This window comes from Brevibacillus fluminis (genome assembly GCF_003710825.1).
Classification (GTDB): Bacteria; Bacillota; Bacilli; order Brevibacillales; family Brevibacillaceae; genus Brevibacillus_D; species Brevibacillus_D fluminis.
The window spans coordinates 421,507-445,423 of sequence record NZ_RHHQ01000008.1 but is presented as its reverse complement, the minus strand read 5'-3'; the positions used below and the strand labels follow the sequence as shown (position 1 = coordinate 445,423).

23 protein-coding genes are annotated in these 23,917 nt (G+C 50.7%); 12 read left to right on the top strand and 11 right to left on the bottom strand.

What is annotated here, in order from left to right:
• The first annotated feature begins 29 nt into the window (after positions 1–29).
• The 6 genes from EDM56_RS11490 to EDM56_RS11465 are packed head-to-tail and all read left to right on the top strand — an operon-like array spanning position 30 to position 5,759.
• On the top strand, positions 30–1,205 hold the full coding sequence (locus EDM56_RS11490) for a flavin reductase (RefSeq protein ID WP_122918037.1): 1,176 nt from the start codon (positions 30–32) through the stop codon (positions 1,203–1,205).
• A gap of 31 nt (positions 1,206–1,236) precedes the next feature.
• Positions 1,237–2,691: a 4-hydroxyphenylacetate 3-hydroxylase family protein gene (locus EDM56_RS11485; RefSeq protein WP_122918036.1), complete on the top strand. Its 1,455-nt coding sequence runs from the start codon at positions 1,237–1,239 to the stop codon at positions 2,689–2,691.
• 48 nt (positions 2,692–2,739) lie between these two features.
• Entirely contained in the window at positions 2,740–3,312 is a 573-nt protein-coding gene (locus EDM56_RS11480) for an FAD synthetase (protein WP_122918035.1), read from the top strand.
• Positions 3,309–3,749 (top strand): RidA family protein, encoded by a 441-nt coding sequence (locus EDM56_RS11475; RefSeq protein WP_122918034.1) that lies wholly within the window; start codon positions 3,309–3,311, stop codon positions 3,747–3,749. The genes EDM56_RS11480 and EDM56_RS11475 overlap by 4 nt, the downstream gene beginning before the upstream one ends.
• 34 nt (positions 3,750–3,783) lie before the next feature.
• The gene (locus EDM56_RS11470; protein ID WP_122918033.1) at positions 3,784–4,470 is read left to right on the top strand and encodes a DUF1028 domain-containing protein; all 687 of its coding nucleotides are present in this window, start codon (positions 3,784–3,786) and stop codon (positions 4,468–4,470) included.
• Positions 4,471–4,517: 47 nt separating this feature from the next.
• The gene (locus EDM56_RS11465) at positions 4,518–5,759 is read left to right on the top strand and encodes a Zn-dependent hydrolase (protein WP_122918032.1); all 1,242 of its coding nucleotides are present in this window, start codon (positions 4,518–4,520) and stop codon (positions 5,757–5,759) included.
• 73 nt (positions 5,760–5,832) lie between these two features.
• On the opposite strand, the gene EDM56_RS11460 is transcribed toward EDM56_RS11465, so the two are convergent.
• On the bottom strand, positions 5,833–6,144 hold the full coding sequence (locus EDM56_RS11460) for an EthD family reductase (protein ID WP_122918031.1): 312 nt from the start codon (positions 6,142–6,144) through the stop codon (positions 5,833–5,835).
• Between the two features lie 14 nt (positions 6,145–6,158).
• Positions 6,159–6,755, bottom strand: a complete 597-nt coding sequence (locus EDM56_RS11455; protein ID WP_122918030.1) for a TetR/AcrR family transcriptional regulator — start codon at positions 6,753–6,755, stop codon at positions 6,159–6,161.
• A 367-nt stretch (positions 6,756–7,122) separates the two neighbouring features.
• Between EDM56_RS11455 and EDM56_RS11450 the strand changes: the two genes are divergently transcribed.
• Entirely contained in the window at positions 7,123–7,560 is a 438-nt protein-coding gene (locus EDM56_RS11450; RefSeq protein ID WP_122918029.1) for a VOC family protein, read from the top strand.
• A 280-nt stretch (positions 7,561–7,840) separates the two neighbouring features.
• On the opposite strand, the gene EDM56_RS11445 is transcribed toward EDM56_RS11450, so the two are convergent.
• The 3 genes from EDM56_RS11445 to deoD form a co-directional block, all read right to left on the bottom strand.
• Positions 7,841–9,223 carry a M14 family zinc carboxypeptidase gene (locus tag EDM56_RS11445; protein WP_122918028.1) on the bottom strand — a complete coding sequence of 461 codons (1,383 nt, stop codon included), beginning with the start codon at positions 9,221–9,223 and terminating at the stop codon, positions 7,841–7,843.
• Positions 9,224–9,352: 129 nt separating this feature from the next.
• Entirely contained in the window at positions 9,353–10,984 is a 1,632-nt protein-coding gene (locus tag EDM56_RS11440) for an ABC transporter substrate-binding protein (protein WP_122918027.1), read from the bottom strand.
• 514 nt (positions 10,985–11,498) lie between these two features.
• Positions 11,499–12,203: a purine-nucleoside phosphorylase gene (deoD, locus tag EDM56_RS11435; protein WP_122918026.1), complete on the bottom strand. Its 705-nt coding sequence runs from the start codon at positions 12,201–12,203 to the stop codon at positions 11,499–11,501.
• Positions 12,204–12,537: 334 nt separating this feature from the next.
• Between deoD and EDM56_RS11430 the strand changes: the two genes are divergently transcribed.
• Both EDM56_RS11430 and EDM56_RS11425 read left to right on the top strand, forming a co-directional pair.
• A complete protein-coding gene (locus EDM56_RS11430; protein WP_122918025.1) occupies positions 12,538–13,170 on the top strand; it encodes a hypothetical protein in 633 nt (210 codons plus the stop codon).
• Between the two features lie 165 nt (positions 13,171–13,335).
• Entirely contained in the window at positions 13,336–13,671 is a 336-nt protein-coding gene (locus tag EDM56_RS11425) for a DUF6173 family protein (RefSeq protein ID WP_122918024.1), read from the top strand.
• 89 nt (positions 13,672–13,760) lie between these two features.
• On the opposite strand, the gene EDM56_RS11420 is transcribed toward EDM56_RS11425, so the two are convergent.
• Positions 13,761–15,191 (bottom strand): M20 family metallopeptidase, encoded by a 1,431-nt coding sequence (locus tag EDM56_RS11420; RefSeq protein ID WP_122918023.1) that lies wholly within the window; start codon positions 15,189–15,191, stop codon positions 13,761–13,763.
• On the bottom strand, positions 15,188–16,402 hold the full coding sequence (locus tag EDM56_RS11415) for an MFS transporter (RefSeq protein WP_122918022.1): 1,215 nt from the start codon (positions 16,400–16,402) through the stop codon (positions 15,188–15,190). The genes EDM56_RS11420 and EDM56_RS11415 overlap by 4 nt, the downstream gene beginning before the upstream one ends.
• A 223-nt stretch (positions 16,403–16,625) precedes the next feature.
• Between EDM56_RS11415 and EDM56_RS11410 the strand changes: the two genes are divergently transcribed.
• Positions 16,626–17,909 carry a transcriptional regulator gene (locus tag EDM56_RS11410; RefSeq protein ID WP_122918021.1) on the top strand — a complete coding sequence of 428 codons (1,284 nt, stop codon included), beginning with the start codon at positions 16,626–16,628 and terminating at the stop codon, positions 17,907–17,909.
• 66 nt (positions 17,910–17,975) lie between these two features.
• Here the strand turns inward: EDM56_RS11410 and EDM56_RS11405 are convergent, their stop codons facing one another.
• Entirely contained in the window at positions 17,976–18,533 is a 558-nt protein-coding gene (locus EDM56_RS11405; RefSeq protein ID WP_246009350.1) for a DUF3267 domain-containing protein, read from the bottom strand.
• A gap of 198 nt (positions 18,534–18,731) precedes the next feature.
• On the opposite strand from EDM56_RS11405, the gene EDM56_RS31165 reads away from it, so the two are divergent.
• Complete coding sequence (locus EDM56_RS31165; RefSeq protein WP_148040379.1) at positions 18,732–18,977, top strand: hypothetical protein; 246 nt, start codon at positions 18,732–18,734, stop codon at positions 18,975–18,977.
• A 183-nt stretch (positions 18,978–19,160) separates the two neighbouring features.
• Positions 19,161–20,381, top strand: a complete 1,221-nt coding sequence (locus tag EDM56_RS11400; RefSeq protein WP_122918020.1) for a M20 metallopeptidase family protein — start codon at positions 19,161–19,163, stop codon at positions 20,379–20,381.
• Positions 20,382–20,449: 68 nt separating this feature from the next.
• Here EDM56_RS11400 and EDM56_RS11395 read toward each other — a convergent pair whose 3' ends face one another.
• The 3 genes from EDM56_RS11395 to EDM56_RS11385 all read right to left on the bottom strand — a co-directional run bounded on the left by EDM56_RS11395 (position 20,450) and on the right by EDM56_RS11385 (position 23,649).
• Positions 20,450–21,109 carry a hypothetical protein gene (locus tag EDM56_RS11395; RefSeq protein WP_148040378.1) on the bottom strand — a complete coding sequence of 220 codons (660 nt, stop codon included), beginning with the start codon at positions 21,107–21,109 and terminating at the stop codon, positions 20,450–20,452.
• A 345-nt stretch (positions 21,110–21,454) separates the two neighbouring features.
• A complete protein-coding gene (locus EDM56_RS11390; protein ID WP_122918018.1) occupies positions 21,455–22,327 on the bottom strand; it encodes a carbon-nitrogen hydrolase family protein in 873 nt (290 codons plus the stop codon).
• 14 nt (positions 22,328–22,341) lie between these two features.
• The gene (locus EDM56_RS11385; RefSeq protein ID WP_246009349.1) at positions 22,342–23,649 is read right to left on the bottom strand and encodes a sigma-54 interaction domain-containing protein; all 1,308 of its coding nucleotides are present in this window, start codon (positions 23,647–23,649) and stop codon (positions 22,342–22,344) included.
• Between the last annotated feature and the right edge of the window lie 268 nt (positions 23,650–23,917).

Here is a 23,917-nt window from a genome sequence, read left to right as displayed (position 1 = left end):
CACATCGCACAAAAAAGGGGGTGACAATCATGACTCTGGCAAACGAGAGCAACGATAACAGCCGGTTTGTGGAACGGGACGTGTTCCAGCATGTGATGGGTCATTTCGCAAGCGGCGTCACGGTCATCACGGCGCGGCACAATGAGACGGATTACGGCCTGACGGCTAGCGCGGTCACCTGCCTGTCGCTCGATCCGCCGATGCTGCTCATTTGCGTGAACCGGAAGACGGGTACGCGTGAAGCCATCGCGCAGTCAAAGGTGTTCGGCGTCAACATTTTGCATGAAGACCAGGGCGAAGTGGCGATTCAGTTTTCCAAACCGAATACGGATAAATTCGTCGGTGTCGCGATCCGCTATGGTGAGCTTGGCGAGCCGCTTCTGGCAGGCGTGCTGGCGAACCTGGAATGCCGCATGGTCGAGGAAGTGACGGGCGGCACGCACTCCATCTTTCTTGCCGAGGTACAGAACGCGTCGGCGGAGGAAGGGAAGCCCCTCGCATACTATCGTGGCAAGTTCGGCCGCTTCCAAGGCGCGGGCGACGAGGCGGTGTATCGCACGATCCGCAGACTGGTGCTGGCCCGGGAGGTAGAGCTGGCGAAGCCGCTTGGGATCACCAAGCTCGCCGCCAAGCTGGATGCGCCCCGTCAGGCCATCTACTATGCGATGACACGGCTAGAGGCGGAAGGGCTGGTCACACGGGAAGCGGATGGAAGCTATTTGATCAATCCGTTGGATGCCCGCTCGCTCAACGATGCGCTTGATACGCGCTGCGCATTGGAAATTGCTGCGGCTGAGCAGACCGTAGGCAAGCTGTCTGCCGATGAGCTGGCGGAGCTCGCCAAACGGTTGCGCGAAACGATGGTGCAGCCTGATGACAGCCCGGCAGCGATCGATCGTTACATCGAGGCGAATACGTCGTTTCACGATTATTTGGTCGCCGTCGCGAAAAATGCAACGCTGCTTCAAGCATACCGCCGGCTCACCGCCGAGGCCGTCATGACGGGTGCGCTCCGCATCGCGCTGGAAGCGAATGATCCGCTGGCGCGCGAGGAGCTGGGCAAACTCGCTGCCGACCATGTGGAATTGGCCGCTGCTTTTAAAAACGGCGAGCTGGAAACCGCCAAACGCTTGATTCGACGCCACAGCGAGGAGGCAAAGCGGCTTGGGCGCTATTTGATCGACAGCGCAGGAGGCAGCATTTAACGAAAACGCAAAATTGAGGGGGAGAGAGAGTATGGCATTGCTGACAGGCGATGAGTATCGCAGATCGCTGCAGGACGGGCGAGAGGTTTACATCGATGGGGAGAAAGTGAAAAACGTGGCGGAGCATCCCGCGTTCAAGCCGATTGTCGACGCCAAGGCGCGGATGTATGACATCAACCATGAGGGGCGCTACCGCGACATCGTCACGGCGAAGCTGCCGGATGGGGATACGATTTGTCGCGCGTTTAAGCTGCCGACGCAAAAAGAAGATCTGACCGCAATCCGCCGCTATGTGGAGACGGTGCTCGATGATTTGGGCGGCGTGGTGTATCGTGTCGGCGATGAGACCATCGGGGAAATGTGGTCGCTTTACGATGCGCAGGAGCGGCTGAATCAAATCGATCCAACCTATGCTGACAATATCAAACGGCACGTCGATCGGGTCGCACGCAAAGATTTGTTCCACGTTTCCGCCAATACTGACCCCAAAGGCGACCGCAGCAAGGTGTTGAGTGGAACGAGCGATACGCTCCTGCATGTGGTAAAGGAGACGGACAAAGGGATCGTCGTGCGCGGCGCCAAGTTCGAAACGGCCGCCGCTTATGCCCACCAGGCGTTCGTCAAGCCGACCATCGCCAACTGGTCTGACGATGCCTCTGATATGGCACCGTACGCTTGCGGCTTCATCTGCGATATGGGCTCACCTGGACTGAAGCATATTTGCCGCTCCTCACTGGGGCAGGGACGCAACCCCAAAGATTACCCGATGTCCACCAAGTTCGATGAAATCGACACGCTGCTGATTTTCGACGACGTGCTGATCCCGTGGGAAAACGTGCTGTTCCACCGCTCCATCGAGTCTGCCCAATATATCCGCGAGACGCTGCACCGATACTCCGCGTTCAATTACGTCCTGCGCATTTTGCGCCGCGCTGACCTTTTGCTAGGCACCGCGCTCTTGAATGTCGAACAGACCGGGCTGACCAAGCTGCCGGCGGTTAAGGAGAAGCTGGTTTCCTTGATCGGCTACCGCGAGACGATCAATGCGCATTTGACCGCAGCGGTAGCGGACGCGCAAAAAAGTCCGGGCGGTCTGATGATGCCGAATCAGTCGCTCTTGTATACGGGAAGGATTTTCGCCTTGGCGAACTTCCCAGCGATGGCGCATTTGACCCGCGAGCTGGTGGGCGGACAATTGGCAGTCACGCCCGATGCCGCCACCATCTCCGATCCAGCAATTCAGCAGTACATCGACCAGTATTATTCCGTCGGCGAATGGAGCGCGGAGGAGCGCAGCAAGCTGTTGTACTTTGCCCGCGATCTGCTCAACTCCTCATATGCCGGGCACAAGGTCACCTTTGAGCTGTTTGCGCAAAGCCCGCCGTTCGCGCAAGCATTGCACGCCTTCAAAAGCTTTGATCTTTCGCCAGCACGCGAGATGGTGCGCAAAGCGGCGGATTTGATGCCGCAGAAGATCAAGGTGTAAGGATTCCGGCGCCGCAAAACACGCCGAACACGAACAGGAGTGGTTCAGATGCATGTTCATCCACCCCAAACGCTGCAGCTGCCTGCATCGGTGCTCACGATCGGCGCACTGGATGGCGTGCATCGGGGCCATCAGGAATTGATCCGTCACGGGCGTGAACGCGCCAGAGAGCTGGGTGTGCCGCTGGTTGTCTATACGTTCGATCCTCCGCCGCGCATTTATTTTCAGCATTCGCTTTTGCTCACGACGGTAGTGGAAAAAATCCGCAGGCTAATGCTTCTCGGGGTCGATCATGTCGTCATCGCTCCGTTTGACGCCAATTACGTGACGCGCGGAGTGCCGATTTTTCTCGAGGAATTGGCGGGCTTGAATCCGCTGGAAATATGGGAAGGCTCCGATTTCCGGTTTGGCCGGGATCGGGATGGCGACATCGAGACATTGCGCCAGCGCTTTTCGGTCCGCGTGCTGGACCCGGTCCTGTGTGAGGCAGGCACCGTCATTTCATCGAGCAGAATTCGCACGCTGCTCATGCAAAACAAAACGGCGGAAGCGGAGTGGCTGCTAGGCTGGCCGCTTCCGCACACATACAAACAATCAATTGAGGGGGAAAAGCAATCATGAACATCCAACGCTTTCGCAAATTCGAAACCAAAAACTTTTATCCGTCCCATATGGGCGAACAGAGTCACCATATCAAAAATGAATTTTGCATGGTCGTGCGGGCCGGAAACCACATTATCATGCGCGGGCAAACCGGGTTTGATTTGGACGGCAACTTCCACGGGGAAGGGGACGTGGAGGCACAAGCCCATAATGCGTGCCGCTGCATCAAGCAGCTGCTGGAGGAAGCTGGCGGCAGCATGAACGATGTTTGCAAAATCACCGTGTATTTGACCGATCGTTCCTATCGGAGCAAAGCGTATGGGGTGATCGCCGAGCATTTCAAAGGCGTGTACCCGTGCAGCACCGGATTGATCGTCAACGGCCTAGCTTTGCCGGAAATGCTGGTTGAGATCGATGTGGAAGCTGTGGTCGGCGGAGGAAGCGGTGGCGAATAATCCGCCGCTCTCAGACGGAAGGAGAGTGTAGCAAATGTTGATAACCAGCACGTTTTCCGTCGCGGGACGATGCGAGTCGACCGGGGCGCTGGGGATTATCGTAACCTCCAGCAGTCCGGCGGTGGGCGCGCGCTGCCCGCGAATCAAAGCGAGGACTGGGGCGATCCTGTCGCAAAACGTGACCGATCCGCGGCTGTCCGAAATCGGCCTTATGATGTTAGAAAAGGGGTACGATGCCGAATCCGCGCTAAGAGCGATGAAAGCCGCTTCCCCTTATCCCGAATACAGGCAGCTTGCGGTCGTGGACGCAGCGGGAAGCTCCGCCGTGTTTTCCGGCGAAAAGGCGCTCGGCATTCATGGGCAATTTTGCGCCCCGAATGTGGCGAGCGTAGGGAATTTGCTGTGCGATTCTTCGATCCCCGAGGCGATGGGCCGCCGCTTTCTGGCTTTGTCAGGGGAGTCCTTGCCCGACAGGCTGCTCGCATCGATTGAAACGGGCTATGAGCTGGGCGGCGAGCTGGATCAGGAGCGCTCCATCGCGCTGATCGTCTATACCGACGACCCGTTTGCGTATATCGACCTGCGCGTGGATGACAGCGAAAATCCACTTGCAGCGATGAAGCAGCTGTGGACGATGTACCGCCCGCTGGCCGACGCCTACAAAACGCGGGCGCTCACGCCGATGCTTGCGCCATCCTATGGGGTGAAGGGCGATGAATAAGGATGCCACACCATAGGGAGACACAGGCAGGAGGAAGCAAGACATCTATGCGGATCAGCATGGAGCGGTTAACCGCAGATTTGGAAAACTACGCGCAGTACGGCAAAGATGAGCGTGGTGGGGTGACACGCCCCAGCTTTTCAGCAGCCGATCTGGAGGTGCGGCGGCTTTTTGTCGAAGAGCTCCAAGCGATGGGGCTCGCCGTCACAATCGATGCGGCGGCCAACATTTGGGCGAGACGGAAGGGCAGCGGGCAAAAACAAGGGGCGATCGTTATCGGATCGCACCTGGACACTGTGCCAAACGGCGGCAAATACGATGGGGCTCTCGGTGTGTTGGTCGCAAAGGAAATTATGAAAACATTGATCGAATCCGATGTGACGCTGTCCCATGACCTGGAGATCGTCTCGTTTACGGCGGAGGAGTCGAACGATTTCGGCTATTCGACGTTTGGCAGCCGCGCCTTTGTCAGGCGCTTGACCGCCGAACAGCTGCAGCACGCGCGCGATTCGCAGGGACGTTTGCTCGCGGATGCGCTGCAAGAGGCAGGTGGAGATTTAGGACGGTTTGCCGAGCTGGGGTCGTTGCAGGAGGAGAAAAAGGCGTTCCTCGAGCTTCATATCGAACAAGGCAAGCGACTGGAAGCAAAAAATATCGCCATCGCCGCCGTCAATACGGCAGTCGGCATTTACCGAAGCAAAATTACGGTCAGCGGACAAGCAAATCATTCGGGAACGACCATGATGGGGCACCGTTTTGATGCGTTGGTAGCGGCAGCCGAAATGATTTTGGCGGTGGAACAGCTGTGCAAAAGCACGCCATCCGATCTGGTCGGTACCGTCGGTCAGCTGCAGGTGTTCCCCAATGCCGTCAACATCGTGCCGGGACGAGTGGAATTCACGCTGGAGATTCGTGGTGAAAACGAGGAGGAAATGCTAGCCGTGGGGGCCCGGATACGAGAACGCTGGGCTGACATCGCCCGGAAGCGGGGCGTCGAGGTCGAACAGCGCGTGCTGCAAGCCCAAAAGCCCGCCGTTTTCGATCCGCAGCTCGTCTCGATCTTGCAGGAGACGGCTCAATCGATCGGGGAGCCGTGCCTGACGCTCGCCAGCATGGCTGTCCATGATGCGGTGCACATGGGGGCCATCACCAAATCGGCGATGATCTTTGTGAAAAGCATCGACGGGAAAAGCCATTGCCCCGAGGAATACAGCTTGCCCGAGGACATCGAGACGGTCGCCAATTTCTTTTTGCAGGCGGTTTTGCAGCTAGACCGACAGCTGGACTAAAAGGCGAGCCCGCAAAAACGGCCCGTGCTGCCATATGGCGGCAGGGCTGTTTTTCGGTTTCATCCGGAGGAGTTTATGCTTGAAGCAGTTTTTCGATATACACGTCTGGATTGCCTTCATAGTAGTTGGGAACGTCTGCCTGAAACTCTGGCAGTTTCGGATGGGCGAAAAAGAGGTCCAAAGCCTCCCGCGATTCGAAAAATATGCTGAATGCATATTGATAGAGCGGGGTTGAGCCATCTGGTGCCGTCAGAAACTTTTTCACCTCGCATTTCGTTGCTCCCATGTCCACAATTGCTTCTTTTACCATAGGAACATGCTTGTTCATATAATATTCTGCGTCAAAAGGTACCGCGTGCTTGTAATAGAAAGATAGAACGATCATTTCATACACACCTTTCAATTTTTTAATGAGAGTATCGTGGTTACAATCTCTTGAGTAAATGCTTCGTCCAATGGAGCATGGCGATTTAAGAGTCGATACCAAATGGGCCCGTAGCAAAGGTCAGCGAGAAAATTCAATTCCTGTGAAGAGTGAATCTCCCCTCGGTCCACCCCTTTCTGCAAAATGCTTGTAAGCGCTTCTCTCCGTGAAGAAATGAATTCTTTATGGAACATGTGAGAGAAATCTTCATCAAACTGTGATTCAACAATTAACGCGGCAATCATTTTGCCTGTTGGCCCGTTTAAGAGATTGCATGTATTTTGGATGTATTCCCAAAGGTCCTGTCTGGCATTTCCGTGATCAGGAACGGGAATTTCCAACTCACATTGCGATTTCATGGCTTCCAGAACCAGCGCCGCTTTCGTTGGCCACCAACGATATAAGGTTTGTTTTCCGGCTCCCGAAGCTTTGGCAATCGATTCCATCGTTAGCTTTTTGTATCCATGTTGTTCCATCAAACGAATTGCTGTTGAAAGAATTGCATGGGTCACCTCTTGGCTTCGGGGACGGCCGGGTGATGGCTTTTGTGAGTGAATATGATCCTGGGACATGAGGAACCTCGCTTGTGTTTATTTTTAATACGATACGAAACGTATTGTAATTGATGTTGGGAAATTTATCAAGAGGGAAAGTGATAGGGTAGTTGGACTAACAGATTGCAGAGATAATAAAGTCTTAGACGGATTAATAAAGTATTGGACTGGATAATAATGTTGTAGACCGGAAGCGCGTTAAGCGAACTGGCAGGACAATTGAGCGCTAAACAGGTTTTATTAGTAGTAAAACTGAATTGAACAGATGCTTCTAGTCTTCCAACAAACGCCCCAGTTTGTTGGATCAAGAGGAAAATCTATTAGCAATCGAGAAGAAATCTTTATAATACACGTGTGTTAATTTTAGGTCTAGGAGGTATGGGATATGAGGATCCATCGATTAGATCATGTGAGTGTAAACGTAAATGATCTTTCAGCAGCTAAAGCGTTTTTTCTGGATTTGGGACTTGAAGTGCACGGGGAATGGGAAATGGAAGGAGAGTGGGTGGGTCAGGTAGTTGGGCTTACTAACGTTAAAACAGCATGTGTAGGATTGCGAACGCCAGACGGTCAGGCATGGATAGAGCTAGTCAAATTTTATACGCCGTCAGATGAACAAGATATTCAGAAACCCTTTGCAAATACGCTGGGTATCCGACATATTGCATTTGCTGTTGATGATATTGAAGCCATTGTTGCAAAATTGAAAAAGAAGGGCACGGAAATCTTTAGTGAGATACAGCAATATGAAGAAAGTTATAAGTTATGTTATGTTCGTGGGCCAGAAGGAATTATTTTGGAGCTGGCTGAGAAAATCAAATAACCCCGACAGATCAAGATGAAACTGTTTTGTTTGAAGTAAGTAACATGGAAGCTGGGGACTTTTTATTACAATCCAGATGATCCATCCCTATTCATAGAGAAGACAGTAGGTATCGGTTGTACAGTAAGCATAGGGAGACCAATAGGCAAGGTTCTCATGGTGCCACCTTTCATGTTTGTTATTGTGGTGGTTATCGTTATAGAAGTGCTGGCGAATTAAGCAACCTTTAATAGCAAATAGGAGGGGAGTGCCCCCTCCTATTTGCTTTTAATCAGCAAGACTACCGATTCTTGCCGATGTGATTGGAAACTAGTAAACCGCTTTCCAACTGAATACGTACCAATTTCTGAATGGGAATAACTGTGTAGTTTAGTTCTCGTTCCAGTTCGTCGGTAAGCTGTTGCAATTTGCTCAGCCCTTCTTGCAGCGCTGCTTTCAATTTTGTAATTGCCTCTTTGTCGTTTGAGCCTTCCTTTGCTAGCCGCTCTAGCTCAAATTCGAAAGTGCGGACCGCCAGTCCTAATCTCAATCCTCGATAAAACTTCGATACCACGAAACTGCTAAAAACTTGGGAACCCTTTGCCGGCTTTTCAAAATCAGGATCGCTCATTGCCCTTTTTCTCTTTGCTTCGTTCCCTTCTTTGCGTCCCGGGGAAGAGGGGTCCATCAACTTGAAAAACGGGTTATCCTGCGAAATATAGGGCCTTATGACACCCACAAGTCCCTCCAGCATTTCATTAAAAGCCTCACTTTGATCTGCTTCGGTCAGAATTGCCTCTCTGCGGGAGATATCTGAGTCACTCTGATCCTCTATTCGTGGATCGAAAAAGTATGGCAGCTCGGCGATTAATGTTACACAATCCGCTTTCGCAGAGGCGTATGTGTGGCTGTCTGCCCCCACATCAAGTGTCGGAGGTTTTCCTGTATGTTTCTCCATATAATCATAGTATTCGTCTTGCCCGTTTAAACTGAAGATGGCCGGAGCAAACTCTGTCGCAAATGGCGTCTCTGGTTCTCCTAGATCTAAAGGCACGTCCTGCTTCCTCGCTGAATTGTGAAATCCCTCGTATAATTCTGGAAAATCGTGCGAAATGTACCAATAAGCACCGCATAACCCCCCATTGTGCAGAGAATACATAAACTCAGGTCTAGTCTCGTCTATGATTTTCATGAGCACTTGCGTTTCAGGCATTGGTTTGTCAAAGCGATATTCTTTATATTCAAACGGAAAAGTCCATTCCACCTGCTCGTAGCCGACAGGTCTATAGTAATTTCTCATGTAGTTAAAAATATTGTATGGTCCTTTAAACCAATTTTCATTAAGCCGCGTACCATCGGGGTCAGCACATTTGATGATGTACCACGTGAAGCCCAGCTCGTCGCGCAGAGCTTTGTCCTCTGCCAATGCGCGGGAGAGATATTCCATCGTCATCGCGCCAATTGGCTCGTTAGGATGCGGGCAGGCAAAGCATAACGCATTTTTTGGCCCGTCTCCGATTTTGATACATTGAATAGGGTGTCCATCGCGGGACTTTCCCGCCTCAAATACGGTTACAGCATCAGGAAACTCTTCAGCTAGCTTTCTGGTGCTTTCATCCATTTCATCTACTGTTAGAAAAACCTTGTAGTCTGGCACCTTATCAATCACATGTTGAAAATTCATCGATCATTCACCCTCGTCTGATGCAATATTTTAATCTTGTCTCGGTTGCAATCTTCCAAGTCATTCTAAAAAAGATGCTATTCCTGTAACGTATCGATTAGGTTCTTGACGCAGACGTAAAGACGCCGTTTATTTATCTACCCAACTATCTTGGTAATCGGGAAGATTAGACGTCCATTTCACTCCTTTTACTCGCGAGCTTACTACCACAAAGATTTTGTCACTATAGATGGGAACAACATATGCTTGCTCAAGGAGATGTTGTTGGGCATCTACATATACCTGTTTTCTGGCTTCCGTTTCAGCGGTTGTACGTCCTTTTGTTAATAAGGCATCCAGCTTGCCATCTTTTAGACCAATTATGTTAAAGCCAGCACCAATTTGGCTAGAGTGGAAACTTTGGTATAAAGCATCAGGGTCATCGTAACTAAAATTAGCCAGCGTCACATCAAAATTTCCTTTAAATAGTCCATCAATATACGCTGACTCCTCTAAATTTTGAATGGTGGCTTTGATACCCACCTCGCCCATCATTGCTTGCAACAACTGAGCTTGCTTCTCAAACCTAGCCGAAATCAAAAAGGAAAGGGTAAATACTTTTCCATCCTTTTCTCTCAGACCTTCTCCGTTTACCTTCCATCCAGCAGCGTCAAGGAGTTTCTTCGCTTCTTCCACATTGTATTGGTACCCGTATTTTTCCAATGACTTATCATACCCTAAAGTTGAAGAGGATAACAACGATTGGGCAACTTCTCCTTCACCCATCAAAACCGCCTGGACCATCGCTTGTTTATTAACCAGCATATTGACTGCTTTTCGGACTTGGATATCCTGGAACTCCGGTTTTGTCAAGTTCATATATAAACTAAAAGGTATCCCAGCACGTAAGCGTTCCATAACCTGATATTTTGGGTTATTTCGATACTTCTTGATATCTTTTGCGGGTACATCGAATGCAACATCGATGGTACCGTTTTCCAAAGCGGGCAACAAAACACTTTTATCTCGAATTGTTTTGATCACCAGTTTATCAGCTCTTGGAGGTCCTTGATTTTCATTGAGCGGCATGGGCCACTTAAAGGCTTCATTGCGAACCAATGTAACCCCCTCAGGCTTCCAACTCTCAAACTTCCATGGACCCATTCCCACAGGATTTCGACCATATTCCTCGCCATATTTTTCAATGGCCTTCATGGATAGTGGTTGAGTTATACTAGAGGCCAAATCTTCAAGAATCGACACATTGGGTTCATGTAATTCAAGGATGAGGGTTTTATCATCAGGGGCACTGATGCTCTTCACCGGCATCATAACCATTCCTGCCTGTTTTGCTTTTGTTTTCGGATTCTTAATGCGTTCAAAGGTATCTTTAAAACTCTTGGCAGTCAGAGGTGTTCCATCGTGAAACGTAACACCAGAACGAATGGTAAAGGTGTACGTTTTTCCATCCTCCGAAATCTTGTAATCACTTGCGAGATAAGGTTTGAATTCTTTTGTAACAGGATCCTTGTAGACCAGCGATCCACCCATATTCAAAGTAATACCCATATCGCCGCCACTTGACTTGTGAACATCTAAGGTATCTGGTTCACTTGCGTAAGCCACAGTGATGGTTCCGCCTGTCTTTGGTTTGTCAGCCTCTGGCTGTTGATTTGGTTCAGGTGTGGTTGATTGTGCGCTGCATGCAACCACCAACGACGTACATATCATAATGAGTAATCCTAAAATAAGGCCATGAAATCTCTGTTTCTTCTTTACCATGTTACAGCCCCCTTGTTCTGTGTTGTTTAAAAAATCTACATGACGACATAATTTTGAAAGATATCTGACCTAACGCATCAGCCCCCGGTCCCGATTATAAAACCTCAAGCAAGAGGAGATTCAATCGTTAGTTTTCGACAATATGTTTCTTCAAAAGAATAGGGAGCTTGTTTAAGAAGCTCCCTGCGCATGCTGAAATTCCAGCTCAATCTCATTTTATTATCGTATTGTTCGAGTGATCAGAGCGATGCAGATGGGACCTTGATTTGGGTTTATCCGGTTTCCCGTTGCTATACGCTCGTACCGCTGTATGACCTGTAGTTCAAAGTGATTCCGAAAGCCGGGAGTTACAGCTTCTCAATCGCTTCCACTATCAGCTTGATTGCGGTACAAATGTAGCAATAATTACGGAGGATGATCCATCACTATACTTTATTATCACTGAACAACAGACGAGCCTATAAAAAAACCAGCCCGTGCCATATGGCGTCAGGGCTGGTTTTGGGTTCATGCATTAGCGGATCGCGGTTTCCAAAGCGACCTCGATCATGTCGTTGAACGTCGTTTGACGCTCTTCGGAGGTCGTCAGCTCGCCTGTGACCAGATGGTCGCTGACGGTGAGGATCGTCAAGCCTTGGATGCCGTATTTGGCAGCGAGCGTGTACAGCGCAGCCGCTTCCATTTCTACAGCCATGACGCCGTAGCGGCCAAGCTTGAAGGTCATTTCTTGATCTTCGGAATAGAACACATCCGACGAGAAGATGTTGCCGACGCGGATGTTCATGTTTTTGGATGTCCCGATTTCGTAAGCGGTGCGAATCAGCTCGAAATCGCCGATCGGCGCGAACGTGTAGCCAGGGAATGTACGGTCGTTAAAGGAAGAATCGGTGCAGACCGCTTGGGCGATCAGCACGTCGCGGATTTTTACGCTTTCCTGGATCGCTCCGCATGTGCCGACGCGAATGAGCTTTTTCGCGCCATAATCTTTAATCAATTCGGTTGCATAGATGGAAAAGGACGGAATCCCCATGCCTGATCCTTGAACAGAGATGCGGTGTCCTTTGTACGTTCCGGTAAAACCGAGCATGCCGCGCACGTTGTTATAGCATTGCGCGTTTTCAAGAAAAGTTTCAGCAATGTACTTGGCACGCAAAGGGTCTCCCGGCATCAAGACGATCTCGGCAATTTCTCCTTGCTTGGCTTCGATATGAACACTCATGTGTAACTCCTCCAATAATGTAGATTTGGTGGCAGAAGCATCCTAAAATCGTTGCACATTGCGACGAACTTTATGCATGACTTCAACGATAGAAGTATTCTGGCTGGGTGGGGAAAGTCCTGCAAGGCGGTGGGAGATAACCTAACGGGTTCATGAGTTCGACATTTCAACGAAAAGGGAACCGATTAAAACGGGCTGCCTTTTCCACGCTAAAGGGCAGGATGGTAGAACATTTTCAAGAATACGTTAGGTAGCCTCTTTTACATGTACGAAAATATGCACCTCTCGAGGGGTACCTCAAAAAAATGGATGAGTAAAGGGCGGGTGGGAAGGTATGAGTGCATTAGAACAATTACCAGGACCGGAAAGCTTAAAAAAGCTGATGATCGTTCAAGCAACTCTAAATACGATTCTTTGTGAGACTGAATGGCTTCGTTATCATAGCTTTGTTCAAGAATGGGATAAAGGAGTGTGTATGGCGAAAATAGATAATGGGGCAGGTGATCATCTTATCATCTTGTTTTCCGCTGAAGGATCAATCATTAAGGGGTTTGATCATGAATCTCTTTTAAGTCCATATGCACAAGATGAACATAGCGTATGGCCAGGTATCTATGATAACGTTCCGAACGAATTATTACCTCTACTTGAACATGAGGGAATTGAAAAAGAAGTTGTGACTTTTTGTATATGGCGTAAAAATAGTGATGCAAGCTGGCAGAAGGGAAAAGTTAAAATGTCAGAAGGCGCTGATGATGGTTCGGATTTTTTGATCGGTGCGATTTACCAGACACCAGGGGAATTCGTGCAATTCGCAAAAGATTTTTTTGAATTAGCACTGCCAGTAGATGTTGTAGAAAAAGTTTATGAGGGTGTCCCCATTACAGTAGAAATGATTCAAATGCTAAATCCCGAATGTGCTGCAGAGGAAGTTTATCGAGAGTTAGAATCGTTGAGGCTCGTGTAACGAAGAGTGAGTTAACGGGCGACAATTTGTCGGCCCAAACCCCCACCTCCAAAAGTGAAAAGCGGCTGCGGACCCTGCCGGGGCAAGTAGGGAAATAAAAAATACAACAGGAATCTGCTTTTTGGTGGCGAAATAGATGCCAATAGACACCAAGGAGGGGAAATCATGTTTAATATGCCGGAAATTCAAGATATTAAATTAAAAGATGATGCTGAAACAATTGCACAAGAATTATATAATGCAACCCTAGATTATCATCATCAACTGGATGCCGATCATGAAGTTGGGCTAATGCTAGCATCATTTGGTCAAGCAATAACAGTTAATATCACAGGAATAGGGCATGTAGGAACGAATCTTATTAAGTTTATCGGATTCTTGGACAACGGAAACCCAGTCGAATTGCTCCAGCATGTCAATCAGATAAATTTTTTACTTATATCCGTCAAAAAAGTAAATCCTGAGGAACCGAAAAAGAAAATTGGATTTATTTCGCAATGAGCACCCACCAACAGACAGCAGGGATAAAAGACCAAAAAAATATAAAACAAAAGCCGCTAAGGGAAAGTTCCCTTGCGGCTTTTGCATTATTACCCCCGATAACGTGCGGGCATCACTTCTGCCGGGATCGGGCATTGATACTGATCGTCACCCAGGCGGTCTTGGAGCTCTTGTTTGGCTTTTGCCAAAAGCTCGGGGTTTTTCATTACTTGCAGGGCGGTGCCGGCGAGGACTTTTCCTGCTTGGAGCATGCCTTTGTGCGCGATAGAGGTTGCGCCGATGGTGACGACTTGCCAGGTGTGCGCTGGGGTGCCCAGTACCCAGCATGCGCCGACGAATTGGGCGGTCGGGGCAAGCCAGCTGACGTCGCCGACATCGGTCGAGCCGCCGATCGGGCGGTTTGAAACAGCCGGTGAGTACGGCATGATGATCTCGGACATCGGTTTTTCTTTGAGCGCGGCGGCAAGCTCTTTCGGGAACTTGGACAGCTCGTCGGCGATGTCTGCGGCAGCCAGTGTCGCTTGCAGCTCGTTAGCGAATGCGAGCTCGTCTTCCGTGAATGTCGGCACGCCGATTTCACTGAGCACGCCGTGAAGCGTCGATTCGAGCGTATTGTTTGGCACCAGGTTGGAGCAGGCTTTGTCAAAGACGATTTCCACTTCCGTTCCGGTCATGAGCGCAGCGCCTCTAGCGATGCTGCAGACTCGCTCGTAAATCTCGTGCACCTGTGGCGTTTTCGGAGCGCGGATCAGATAGAGCACCTCTGCGTGCGCCTGCACCACGTTTGGTGAAAAGCCGCCGGAATTCGTGATCGCGTAATGAACGCGCGCATCCTGGATGATGTGCTCACGCAAGTAGTTGACGCCGATGTTCATCAGCTCGACAGCATCGAGCGCACTTCGTCCCAAATGTGGAGAAGCGGCCGCATGCGAGCTTTTACCTTTGAATTTGAAATAGACTTGATAGTTGGCGAGCGAGCTCCCTGGCATGACACCGTTGACGGTCATCGGGTGCCAGCACAAGGCGAAATCGATGTCATCAAAGCAGCCTTCACGAGCCATGTAGGTTTTGCCAGAGCCGCCTTCCTCAGCCGGACAGCCATAATAGCGGACCGTTCCCGCAAGCCCTTCCTGCTCCATCATGTCTTTAAGGGCGATGGCTGCTGCAAGCGAGCCTGTTCCTAGTAAATTGTGCCCACAGCCATGTCCGTTGCCGCCCGCTTGGATTGCTTGTTCAGTCGGGAGTCCTTTTTCCTGACTCAGCCCGGAGAGAGCATCGTATTCCCCAAGAATCGCGACGACAGGGCTGCCGGAACCGTAGCTCGCCACGAAGGCGGTCGGCATGTTGGCGATTCCTTTTTCGACTGCGAAGCCTTCCTCTTCAAGTGCTTGACAGAGCAGCGCAGCGGATTGGGTTTCCTCAAAGCGGGTTTCTGCGTAGCCCCAGATTTGGTCGCTGATGCGAATCAGCTTTTCCTGTTTGTTTTCAATGAATTGAATGATCTTTTGCAAATCGTTCATGCGGCTTTCGTCCTTTCGTCAAGGTGTGATTTGTTCAAGCGGAGGAAAAAGCAGGTGATGATCGGGATGACCAGCGACACGATCAACAAGGTGAATGCTGCATCATACGAGCCGCCAAACAGTGTGATCATGTAGCCCATCAGCGTGGGCGCGATCGTTCCGGCCATTTGCCCGCCGAAATACATGATGCCGACTGTGGAGCCCATCGAATCCTGCGAAAAATATTTGAGCGGCATGGCAAGCACGACTGTCGTTAAGCCCACTCCCAGATTGGCGATGCACAGGTAGGTGACGGCCATCGTGACAGAGCCTGCGTTCATCATCAGGAAAAGAGAAATGATGCCGATAAGCGAACCTGCAATAATGATGAAGCGCTCTTTGCCAGCGCCCATTTTGTCCATGAGCCAGGAGCTGGAGTTGATGGCCAGCAGGGAGAAGACGACGGGAATGATGGAGATCATACCGGTTTTCACCAGTTCGATGTGGCGGACATTCACCCAGTAAGAAGGCATCCAGGAGCTGAGGCCCCAGTTGACCATGCTGATTCCGAAATAGATCAGCATCAGCTTCCAAGCAAGCGGGTTCTTCAGCACTTTTGCCATCGATACCTTCGGGCGGTCGCTCTTCACGCTTTGTCCGGCAGGGCGCAAATATTTCCACAAAAGGAGGGAGAAAACGAACCCGACTGCGCCAAACAAATAAAACATCACATTCCAGCCGACGCTCTTGATCATGAGGGCGGCCAAGAGAGAAGCGACGATGGCACCGATTGCAGTGGCAGAGGTCAGCACGCCTTTTGCCCGTGCGCGTTCTTCTTTCGGAAACGTTTCAGCTAAGGCGACAGAGCTGGCCGATGGAAAGCTACCTTCACCAAGCCCAAACAGGAAGCGGATGACGAGCAGTGACGCGAATGACCAGGCGAAGCCGGTGAAGACAGTAAAGACGGACCAGACCAAGAGAGAGGCCAAGATGACTTTGCGCGAGCCGTGCTTGTCGGTCAAATACCCGCCGATCAGCTGCATGATGGCGTACGCGAGGAAAAAGCTGCTGATGACCATACCCGATTGGGTAGGCGTAAGCTGAAATTGTTTGGAGATCGCGACGATGGCAATGTTCATCGAGTTTTTGTCGAGATAGTTGACGATCCAGGTTAAGAACAGAAGAGTCAAGACAATGGTTTTCGACTTTTTGTTGTATGCGCTTTCAATCATGTAAGTAAAACCTCCTCTTCTTTGGTGGAGAACCGGAATAAGCAGCTATGCAGCGGTGTCGTTACCCTCCTTTTATATTTTTGGACTTATTTAGGACATTTCTTAAAATGGATTATAAAACGAACGATTCGCCATTGCAAGAAATTTTCGCAACTTGGTTCGTCCGCATTTCGATGTATAATAAAAGCTAGATTCGAGCGTTTCAGAAAGGAAACCAGGAAAAATGATAAAGATTGGTGTCATCGCAGCCAATTATTCGATGCAACGAATAAAAGAAGCGGAGCCGTTTCTGCAAGGGCAGTGCGAGCTCGTTCCGATCCCATACTACCAATTGAACGAAATCAAGGAGCTATACGAGCTGCATCGCCCGTTTGTCCACGGGATTTTGTTCAGCGGACCGCTGGGCTATCTGATCGCCCAAAGAGAAGTAGAATTCGATACCCCGACGTATTTTTTGGATATGACGGAAGGGGATTTCTATAAACGGCTATTTACCATCAGCAATGCTAATAAAACGCTTGATTTTTCCCGCGTTTTCATCGATTTCATCAACGAGCAAAACAACTTCTTAGGATTGAAGGAAGCGCTTCCCGAGCGCGAATTCCCGCACTACATGGAAATCGACTACACGTATGGAATCTATGACCGCATGTTCGAGAAGCACCTGTCGCTATGGCAGCAGGGAAAAATCGACCTGTCGATCACCCGCTTGGGCAACGTCGTCGAGCGGCTGAATGAAGCCGGGATTCCCAATGTACTGCTGCTGCCGTCGACCGAGTCGATCGTGGAGCGGATCAATCAGATTACAAACGAGCTGCGCATCACCAGCCTCTTGGAAAACCAATGGGCCATGGGCATCATCACGCTGGCTGAAACTGATGATTTCAAGGAGATTTTGCTGCACAAGGCGCTCTTGGAATTCAATCAAGCACAAAAAACGCTGTCGGTCATTCAAAAGAAAAACGGTCATTTTGAAGTGATTACGTCGTTTGGCGAGCTGAAGCAGATGACCGATCAGTTTACCCATTGTGCGATTCATGAATATCTTGATCAGGTGCTTCCGTTTCCGGTCAATATCGGCTGGGGGATCGGCTCCACGCTGTATCAGGCGAAAACCTCTGCGCAAAATGCTAGCAAAGCAGCGATTTCCCACGAGCTCGACTGTTCCTATGTGATCACGGAAAACCAAGATGTGATCGGACCGCTCGGGGATGAGACCTGCATTCACTTCACCAATACAGTCGAGCCGCACTATGAACGGCTTAGTGAAACGTACGGCGTCTCTGTGCTGCAGATCCAAAAGATTCTGGCCGTCCTGGCCAAAATGAAAAGCAGCGAGCTAACGGGAGAGGAATTGGCGTACCATCTGGGATTGACGCTGCGGCAAGCGAACCGCATCTTAAATAAGCTGGAGGAAACCGGAGCGGCCAAAGTGTCGTACAAGAAACAGGAGAAGCTGAAAGGACGCCCAAAAAAGGTATATCATATCGATTTCGGCACGTTCTAGTTTTACGGACAATCAAAAAAACCGACAGGCATCGGAAGGATCGCCTGTCGGTTTTTTTGATTCAAGTTACATGGTGCGCTCGCGCGGAACAAACGCGTCGTAGCCGATTCGATCGAGCGAATCCGCGATCAGCGTCCCTTTCTTATAGCGGCGCAGCGTCCAGAGAATGATAAAATCGCCGCAGCTGCCAATGATCATGAAGATGCCCCACATATACCAAAAGAGAGACTGCGAGAAATAGGCGAGCAAAAAGGGAACCAGTCCGAGTGCGATAGCGGGTAGCACCACCGCAAACCGATAGTGCGCGACGGAAATCGGCTTCACGCAACAGGCGTAAACAATCAGCTTGCTCCAAACGACGCCGAAATGAATGTCCTTCCAAGCTGTCTTTCCCCCGCACCAGAACCCAACCCCATGCAGCGCTTCATGTACAACGATGCCTGCGATCATGAGCAGTAAAAACAAGAGAACATCGGAAATGTCCACTGAAAAAGAAATGGCACCGCCGCTTCCGTAGAAGAGTAGGGCCGCCAGAAAAAACACGACGGAAAACACCACGCTAAACACATTTGCCCGCAATGGCTTTAGCTCCACCGGTACTTTTTCATACGTTTTGTCCAGCATGAAATCCCCCCCTGATCTTTCCTCAATATGGAAAACGTTAGCACGGTGAACTGAGGGCGTAAAGGCTGATTTCCGCTCAACCCGCACATGCCCCGCTCCAGTATTAATAGATTCGCATATTTTACCAAGCATTGATAGTTGTCCGTTTCCTCTCTGTCCTCTGCTGCATTATCTATCAATATCGCAAGAGGAAGTGAGGTGTTTACAATACGTAAATCTCGGTTTAAAACAGATGTGGTTACAATCATCTTTCGCCGCAATAGACATGGCGTAAGAGTCATTACGTCGTTTCGGGTAATCGGCACGGCTTTTCCATGCCGTCGATTCCTGTTCATTGGCGGTCGTGTGGGTGCAGCGCAGCGCTGCTTGCTTAACAACGGCTTCCGGTTGATCTTCCACAGAGGCGATGTGCTTGTATTCAAACGTCGCCGGAAACACGGATAAGAAGGGCAGGAAAGCGAAAAGAACCGCCGTGCTAGTCAAATGCATGGCGGTTCTTTTGTGCAAATTCTTCATGCACAATACCGATGACAGGAATAAGGGGAGAACTGGAGAAATAGTTGGATGAAAGCGTTTTTATGTAGTAGACGGCACCATATCTTGCGAGAAACGGGGAGGATGATGAACATGATTGCCAAGCTTTTTGCTAGATTGGAAGAGTTATATCCAGAGGCCGTGCAGTTTCGCCGGGATTTGCATATGTATCCAGAGCTGTCCTTCCATGAGGTGAATACACCGGAAAAAGTCGCGGATACGCTGCGCAGTTTGGGGCTGGACGTGCGCACGGGCGTCGGCGGCAGAGGAGTGGTCGGCTTGCTTACAGGTGGCAAACCGGGCAAGACCGTTGCCTTGCGCGCAGACTTTGATGCGCTGCCGATTCAGGATGAAAAAGACGTCGCCTACAAATCGCGGATTCCCGGCGTCATGCATGCGTGCGGACACGATATCCATACAGCGGCGCTGCTCAGTGTGGCAAAGGTTTTGAGCGAATTTCGCGAGGAGCTCCCCGGCAATATCGTCTTTATCCACCAGTTTGCGGAGGAAGTGATCCCCGGCGGCGCCAAACCGATGATCGAAGACGGCTGCCTCGATGGGGTTGATGTCATTTTCGGTGCGCATGTGGCGTCCAGCATTCCGGTGGGGCAGATTGGCGTGGGTGAAGGATATATGATGGCTGCGGGCGATTCGTTTGAAATCGAGCTGATCGGCAAAGGGGCGCACGGTGCTTATCCGCATCTGTCTGTCGATCCGCTTCTGCTTGGCAGTCAGCTTGTCGTTAATCTGCAGCAAATCGTCAGCAGACGTGTCGATCCACTCAAGCCTGCGGTTATCACATGCGGTACCTTTACGAGCGGACAAGCCTACAACGTCATCCCGGAAACAGCCAAAATTACAGGAACCGTGCGGACTTTTCATGAAGACGTCCGCGATCTGATCGAGGAAGCGATCGGCCAGGTGGCTGCAGCCACATGCGAAGGGGCAGGTGCAACGGTGCGCTACACGTATACGCGCGGCTATCCGGCACTGTTCAACCATGCAGAAGAGACGAAGCGTGTCGAGGAGCTGGCCAAAGTGATGTACGGTGAGGAAAACGTGATGCAGCTGCCACCGTCGATGGGGATGGAGGATTTCGCCTACTATGTGCAAAAAGTGCCGGGAACGTTCTTCAATGTGGGCGGGATGAACCCGGATATTCAAGCGACCTATCCGCACCACCACCCCAAATTCGATGTGGATGAGCGCTCCATGCGCGGCATTGGCCAACTGTTCATCGCGGCCGTGCTGCATTATTTGACCGACGGTGAGGTAGTGCCTGAACGGGTCGGAACCGAGGCGAGCGTCTTTTAAGCAATCTCCCAAAAATACGAAAAAAACCTGCTCCCACTTGGAATCGCTGGGGCAGGTTTTTTATGTTCTTAGTCTTTTCGCACCGATTTGGAACGGGCGCCCACATGGAACCCGACCAGTGAGAAGACCGACAGCAAGGCGGTGACGACGACGGAGATAATGACGAAATCGGTATTCAACACGCCTCCAAACCAGTCGGTAGGGATGAAGCGAAACAGGATAAGCAGCATGAACACGTAATTGAGGCTGAGCGGCACGTGAATGATCCGGCCCAGCCAGCGCCGCAAGGAAAAGCCGTACAGCTTGCCGATCACGTAACCGCAGACGAGCCACAGCAGGCTGTACACCCCGAGAATCTGGTACTTGTGCTCTTGTGCCAACAGCCAAAATTGCTGTTTGGCCGGGGAAGACAAATACGCCTGCAAAATGACGATAGCCGAGCCGACCAAGAAAAGCAGGACGTTCATCGCAAACAGCCGAACAGCGAGCTGAAGCCGCGTTACGTTATGGTTGCCTGCATACTGATTGGCGATTTCGCGGGGGGAGCCGAGCTGCTTGAACGTTTCGAGCATCGCGTCGCGCTCGGAAAGTCCTTTTGCCTGCTTTCGTTTCACCGATTCGCTGATTTGGGAACGAAGCTCCTGCAAAACGTGCTCCTTATTGATCCCGTGGGGTAACAGCTGCATCACCGTGTACAAATACGCTTCTTCCATGAGTCTTGTCTCCACATCGATTCACCTCCCGATTTGATTGGATCTTATAGTTTCTTCGCATGCACGCGTTGTTGCGGTATCGATTACTCCGATTCGTTATGTCCGGTTGGACGTATGGAGCTAGTATAGTTCTGTGGGTGCCGATTTGTCTAGTGACGCTTTTCTCCTATTGTCGATCATAGTGATGGGGATCGAACCTGTCGCCAGCCGCAACACCGACACGATTCGACTATCGCCAAAAAAGAGAAAGGGCGTCTCTTGACCCACTGGTTACATGCTGTGGGACGAGACGCACCTTCTTTTTTTGCAAGCGTTGAGTTAAGGGCCACACAAGCGACGGTGCTTGCGATCCGCAAAATCCTACATCGGCTGGTACCCTTCCTTGGCATAAACATCGGGGCGACGATTCTTCAAGTAATCGAGCGCTCCTTTCGTATGCTCGATTTCATTCAGATCGATGTCCTGCACCGATACTTCTTCGTTTTGGCTACAGGCCCAGAGAATACTCCCGGTGGGATCGATCCATTTGCTATTGCCGGCAAACAGTTGATTTTCTTCCAAACCGACTTTATTGGCAACGACGACGAACAGATGGTTCTCCATTGCTCGCCCGCGCAAGTAAAGCGTATCGCGTTCGGTATCGAGGATGGTGCCGGACGACAAAACCACGAGCAGCTGCGCACCGCGAATAGCCAAAATGCGGGCAACCTCGGGAAATTCCATGTCGTGATTGATCATGATCCCCATGCGGACTTCCGGCAGCTCGAATACGGGAAGCTCGCGCCCCGGCGAAAATCGGCTCTGTTCGTATTCAAACAGGTGGATCTTGCGGTATGACCCTGCGATGCGGCCGTCTTTGCCGATCAAGACGGCCGCATTGTACAGATGCTCGCCGTCCGATTCGACCATCCCGATGATGACGCCGACCTCATAGCGCTTCGCATGCGCGCATATGTCGGACAGCAGGTCGGCAGAGGGCAGCTCACTGGAAGCGGGCAGCTCACGTGGGAGCTCACTGGAAGCAGGCAGCTGACAGGATGAAGGCAGCTCACTGGCAGAGGGCAGCTCACATGGTAGCTGTGAGCTGCCTGTCAAAAAGCACTCGGGAAAAACCAGATAATCTGCCTGCAGATTGCACGCGCGCTCGATCATCTCCATAATCCGTTTTTTGTTTTGCGTCACATCATCCTTGCTGCCTCTGATTTGGGCTATGGCTATACGCAGCGTCCCCATCTCGTTTTTCCCCTTTATTCTTCGGTTTCTTGGACAAGATTGTAGTCCTTCAGTTTCTTGACGATCGTGGATTGGTCCACCTCTAGCACCTTTGCGGCTTTATAGGTACTGCCGAATTGGCTGTAAGCGCGGGTAACGAGCTCCCTCTCCAGCTGGCGTTTGGCCTGTTTAAGCGGCATGATGCCCTTGATCACCAGCTCAGGCGCATCTGGCGACTGTGGGGCCGGCGACGTCGCATCGGCAAACGTCACTTCCTCTGCCTGATCCGTAACGACGATCCGTTCGACCAGATTTTCCAGCTCACGGATATTTCCCGGCCACAGGTGCTGGGTAAAGCGCTGCACCGTCTCTTCAGAAAGCCGCTTTCCCTTTTTGTATTTCAAATTGAACTTGTTGAGGAAATAGCGGAGCAAAAGCGGAATGTCTTCCTTGCGCTCGCGCAGCGGCGGGATTTCCAGCGGGACGACGTTCAGACGATAAAACAGGTCCTCGCGAAAGCGGTTCTGCTTGATCATGGTCGGAAGCACCTTGTTGGTGGCGGCGATGACCCGGACGTCGACCTCCACTTTCTTGATGCCACCGACGCGGCGGAACGTGTTTTCCTGCAGCACCTCCAGCAGCTTGGACTGGGCGTTGTAGGGAAGCTCGGCGATTTCGTCGAGAAACAGCGTGCCGGTGTGGGCTGATTCAAACAAGCCGGCCTGTCCGCCTTTTTTGCCGCCGGTGAACGAACCGGATTCATAGCCGAACAGCTCGGACTCGATCAGATTTTCCGGCAGAGCGCCGCAGTTGACCGTTAGAAACGGCTTATCCTTGCGCAGGCTCATCTGATGGATCGCCTTGGCGATCGCGCTTTTGCCGACCCCGGATTCGCCGAGCAAGAGCACAGTCGAATCGACGTGTGTCACCTGCTCGATGATATAGAGAATTTGCTTCATTTTATCCGAATGCCACACCAGCTCATGCTGGGTGAGCGGAGGATGATGCTGGCCGCGCACCAGCAGCTCTTTGGAGGAACGGGTCAAATTCGTGAAGCCGAGCACGAATTCATATTCCTTTTCATTCACTTTCGTAATCGATAACAGCATTTTCTGTTGATCATGCGTATAAAGAATCTGTTGTTCCAGGTCAAGCCGCGGCTCATCGGTGAACAGCTCGGACCAGCCCAGCTCCGTGATGGAGGCCTGCGAGCGAAAGATGCAAGGCCGTTTCGTTTGGAACACCCGATGAAAGTCGCCGATGGCGAGATTGATTTGATAGGTAGAGGATACAAAGAGTAGAAAGCAAACGGCCTCTCTGCTCATCCATTCGTTTTCAGTCAATGAAAAACGCCTCCTCGAAGGGGATGAAAAAATGCATCCCGATGAAAAAAATCATCATCACTACGATAACCCTCCATCTGTTTCCACCGAACCTGTATTCAAAGTCTACTGAACTCGATTTGGCTCTTTCAACGATGAAAAAATTCATCGGTTTTCGACGGACGTGAAGCTAAAATACTACATTTTTATTGAAAAATCAAAGTTTTTAGAATTGGCACAACGCTTGCAAGTATAATATGGCGAAATCACTTTCAGTGGAAAGGAGAAA

Coding starts and splice junctions, on each gene's coding strand:
- EDM56_RS11450 (WP_122918029.1), top strand. CDS start 7,123: ATGAGGATCCATCGATTAGATCATGTGAGTGTAAACGTAAATGATCTT.
- EDM56_RS11445 (WP_122918028.1), bottom strand. CDS start 9,223: ATGAATTTTCAACATGTGATTGATAAGGTGCCAGACTACAAGGTTTTT.
- EDM56_RS11485 (WP_122918036.1), top strand. CDS start 1,237: ATGGCATTGCTGACAGGCGATGAGTATCGCAGATCGCTGCAGGACGGG.
- EDM56_RS11415 (WP_122918022.1), bottom strand. CDS start 16,402: ATGATTGAAAGCGCATACAACAAAAAGTCGAAAACCATTGTCTTGACT.
- EDM56_RS11400 (WP_122918020.1), top strand. CDS start 19,161: ATGATTGCCAAGCTTTTTGCTAGATTGGAAGAGTTATATCCAGAGGCC.
- EDM56_RS11440 (WP_122918027.1), bottom strand. CDS start 10,984: ATGGTAAAGAAGAAACAGAGATTTCATGGCCTTATTTTAGGATTACTC.
- EDM56_RS11475 (WP_122918034.1), top strand. CDS start 3,309: ATGAACATCCAACGCTTTCGCAAATTCGAAACCAAAAACTTTTATCCG.
- EDM56_RS11405 (WP_246009350.1), bottom strand. CDS start 18,533: ATGCTGGACAAAACGTATGAAAAAGTACCGGTGGAGCTAAAGCCATTG.
- EDM56_RS11425 (WP_122918024.1), top strand. CDS start 13,336: ATGTTTAATATGCCGGAAATTCAAGATATTAAATTAAAAGATGATGCT.
- EDM56_RS11465 (WP_122918032.1), top strand. CDS start 4,518: ATGCGGATCAGCATGGAGCGGTTAACCGCAGATTTGGAAAACTACGCG.
- EDM56_RS11410 (WP_122918021.1), top strand. CDS start 16,626: ATGATAAAGATTGGTGTCATCGCAGCCAATTATTCGATGCAACGAATA.
- EDM56_RS11455 (WP_122918030.1), bottom strand. CDS start 6,755: ATGTCCCAGGATCATATTCACTCACAAAAGCCATCACCCGGCCGTCCC.
- EDM56_RS11430 (WP_122918025.1), top strand. CDS start 12,538: ATGAGTGCATTAGAACAATTACCAGGACCGGAAAGCTTAAAAAAGCTG.
- EDM56_RS11460 (WP_122918031.1), bottom strand. CDS start 6,144: ATGATCGTTCTATCTTTCTATTACAAGCACGCGGTACCTTTTGACGCA.
- EDM56_RS11470 (WP_122918033.1), top strand. CDS start 3,784: ATGTTGATAACCAGCACGTTTTCCGTCGCGGGACGATGCGAGTCGACC.
- EDM56_RS11420 (WP_122918023.1), bottom strand. CDS start 15,191: ATGAACGATTTGCAAAAGATCATTCAATTCATTGAAAACAAACAGGAA.
- deoD (WP_122918026.1), bottom strand. CDS start 12,203: ATGAGTGTTCATATCGAAGCCAAGCAAGGAGAAATTGCCGAGATCGTC.
- EDM56_RS11490 (WP_122918037.1), top strand. CDS start 30: ATGACTCTGGCAAACGAGAGCAACGATAACAGCCGGTTTGTGGAACGG.
- EDM56_RS11390 (WP_122918018.1), bottom strand. CDS start 22,327: ATGGGGACGCTGCGTATAGCCATAGCCCAAATCAGAGGCAGCAAGGAT.
- EDM56_RS11480 (WP_122918035.1), top strand. CDS start 2,740: ATGCATGTTCATCCACCCCAAACGCTGCAGCTGCCTGCATCGGTGCTC.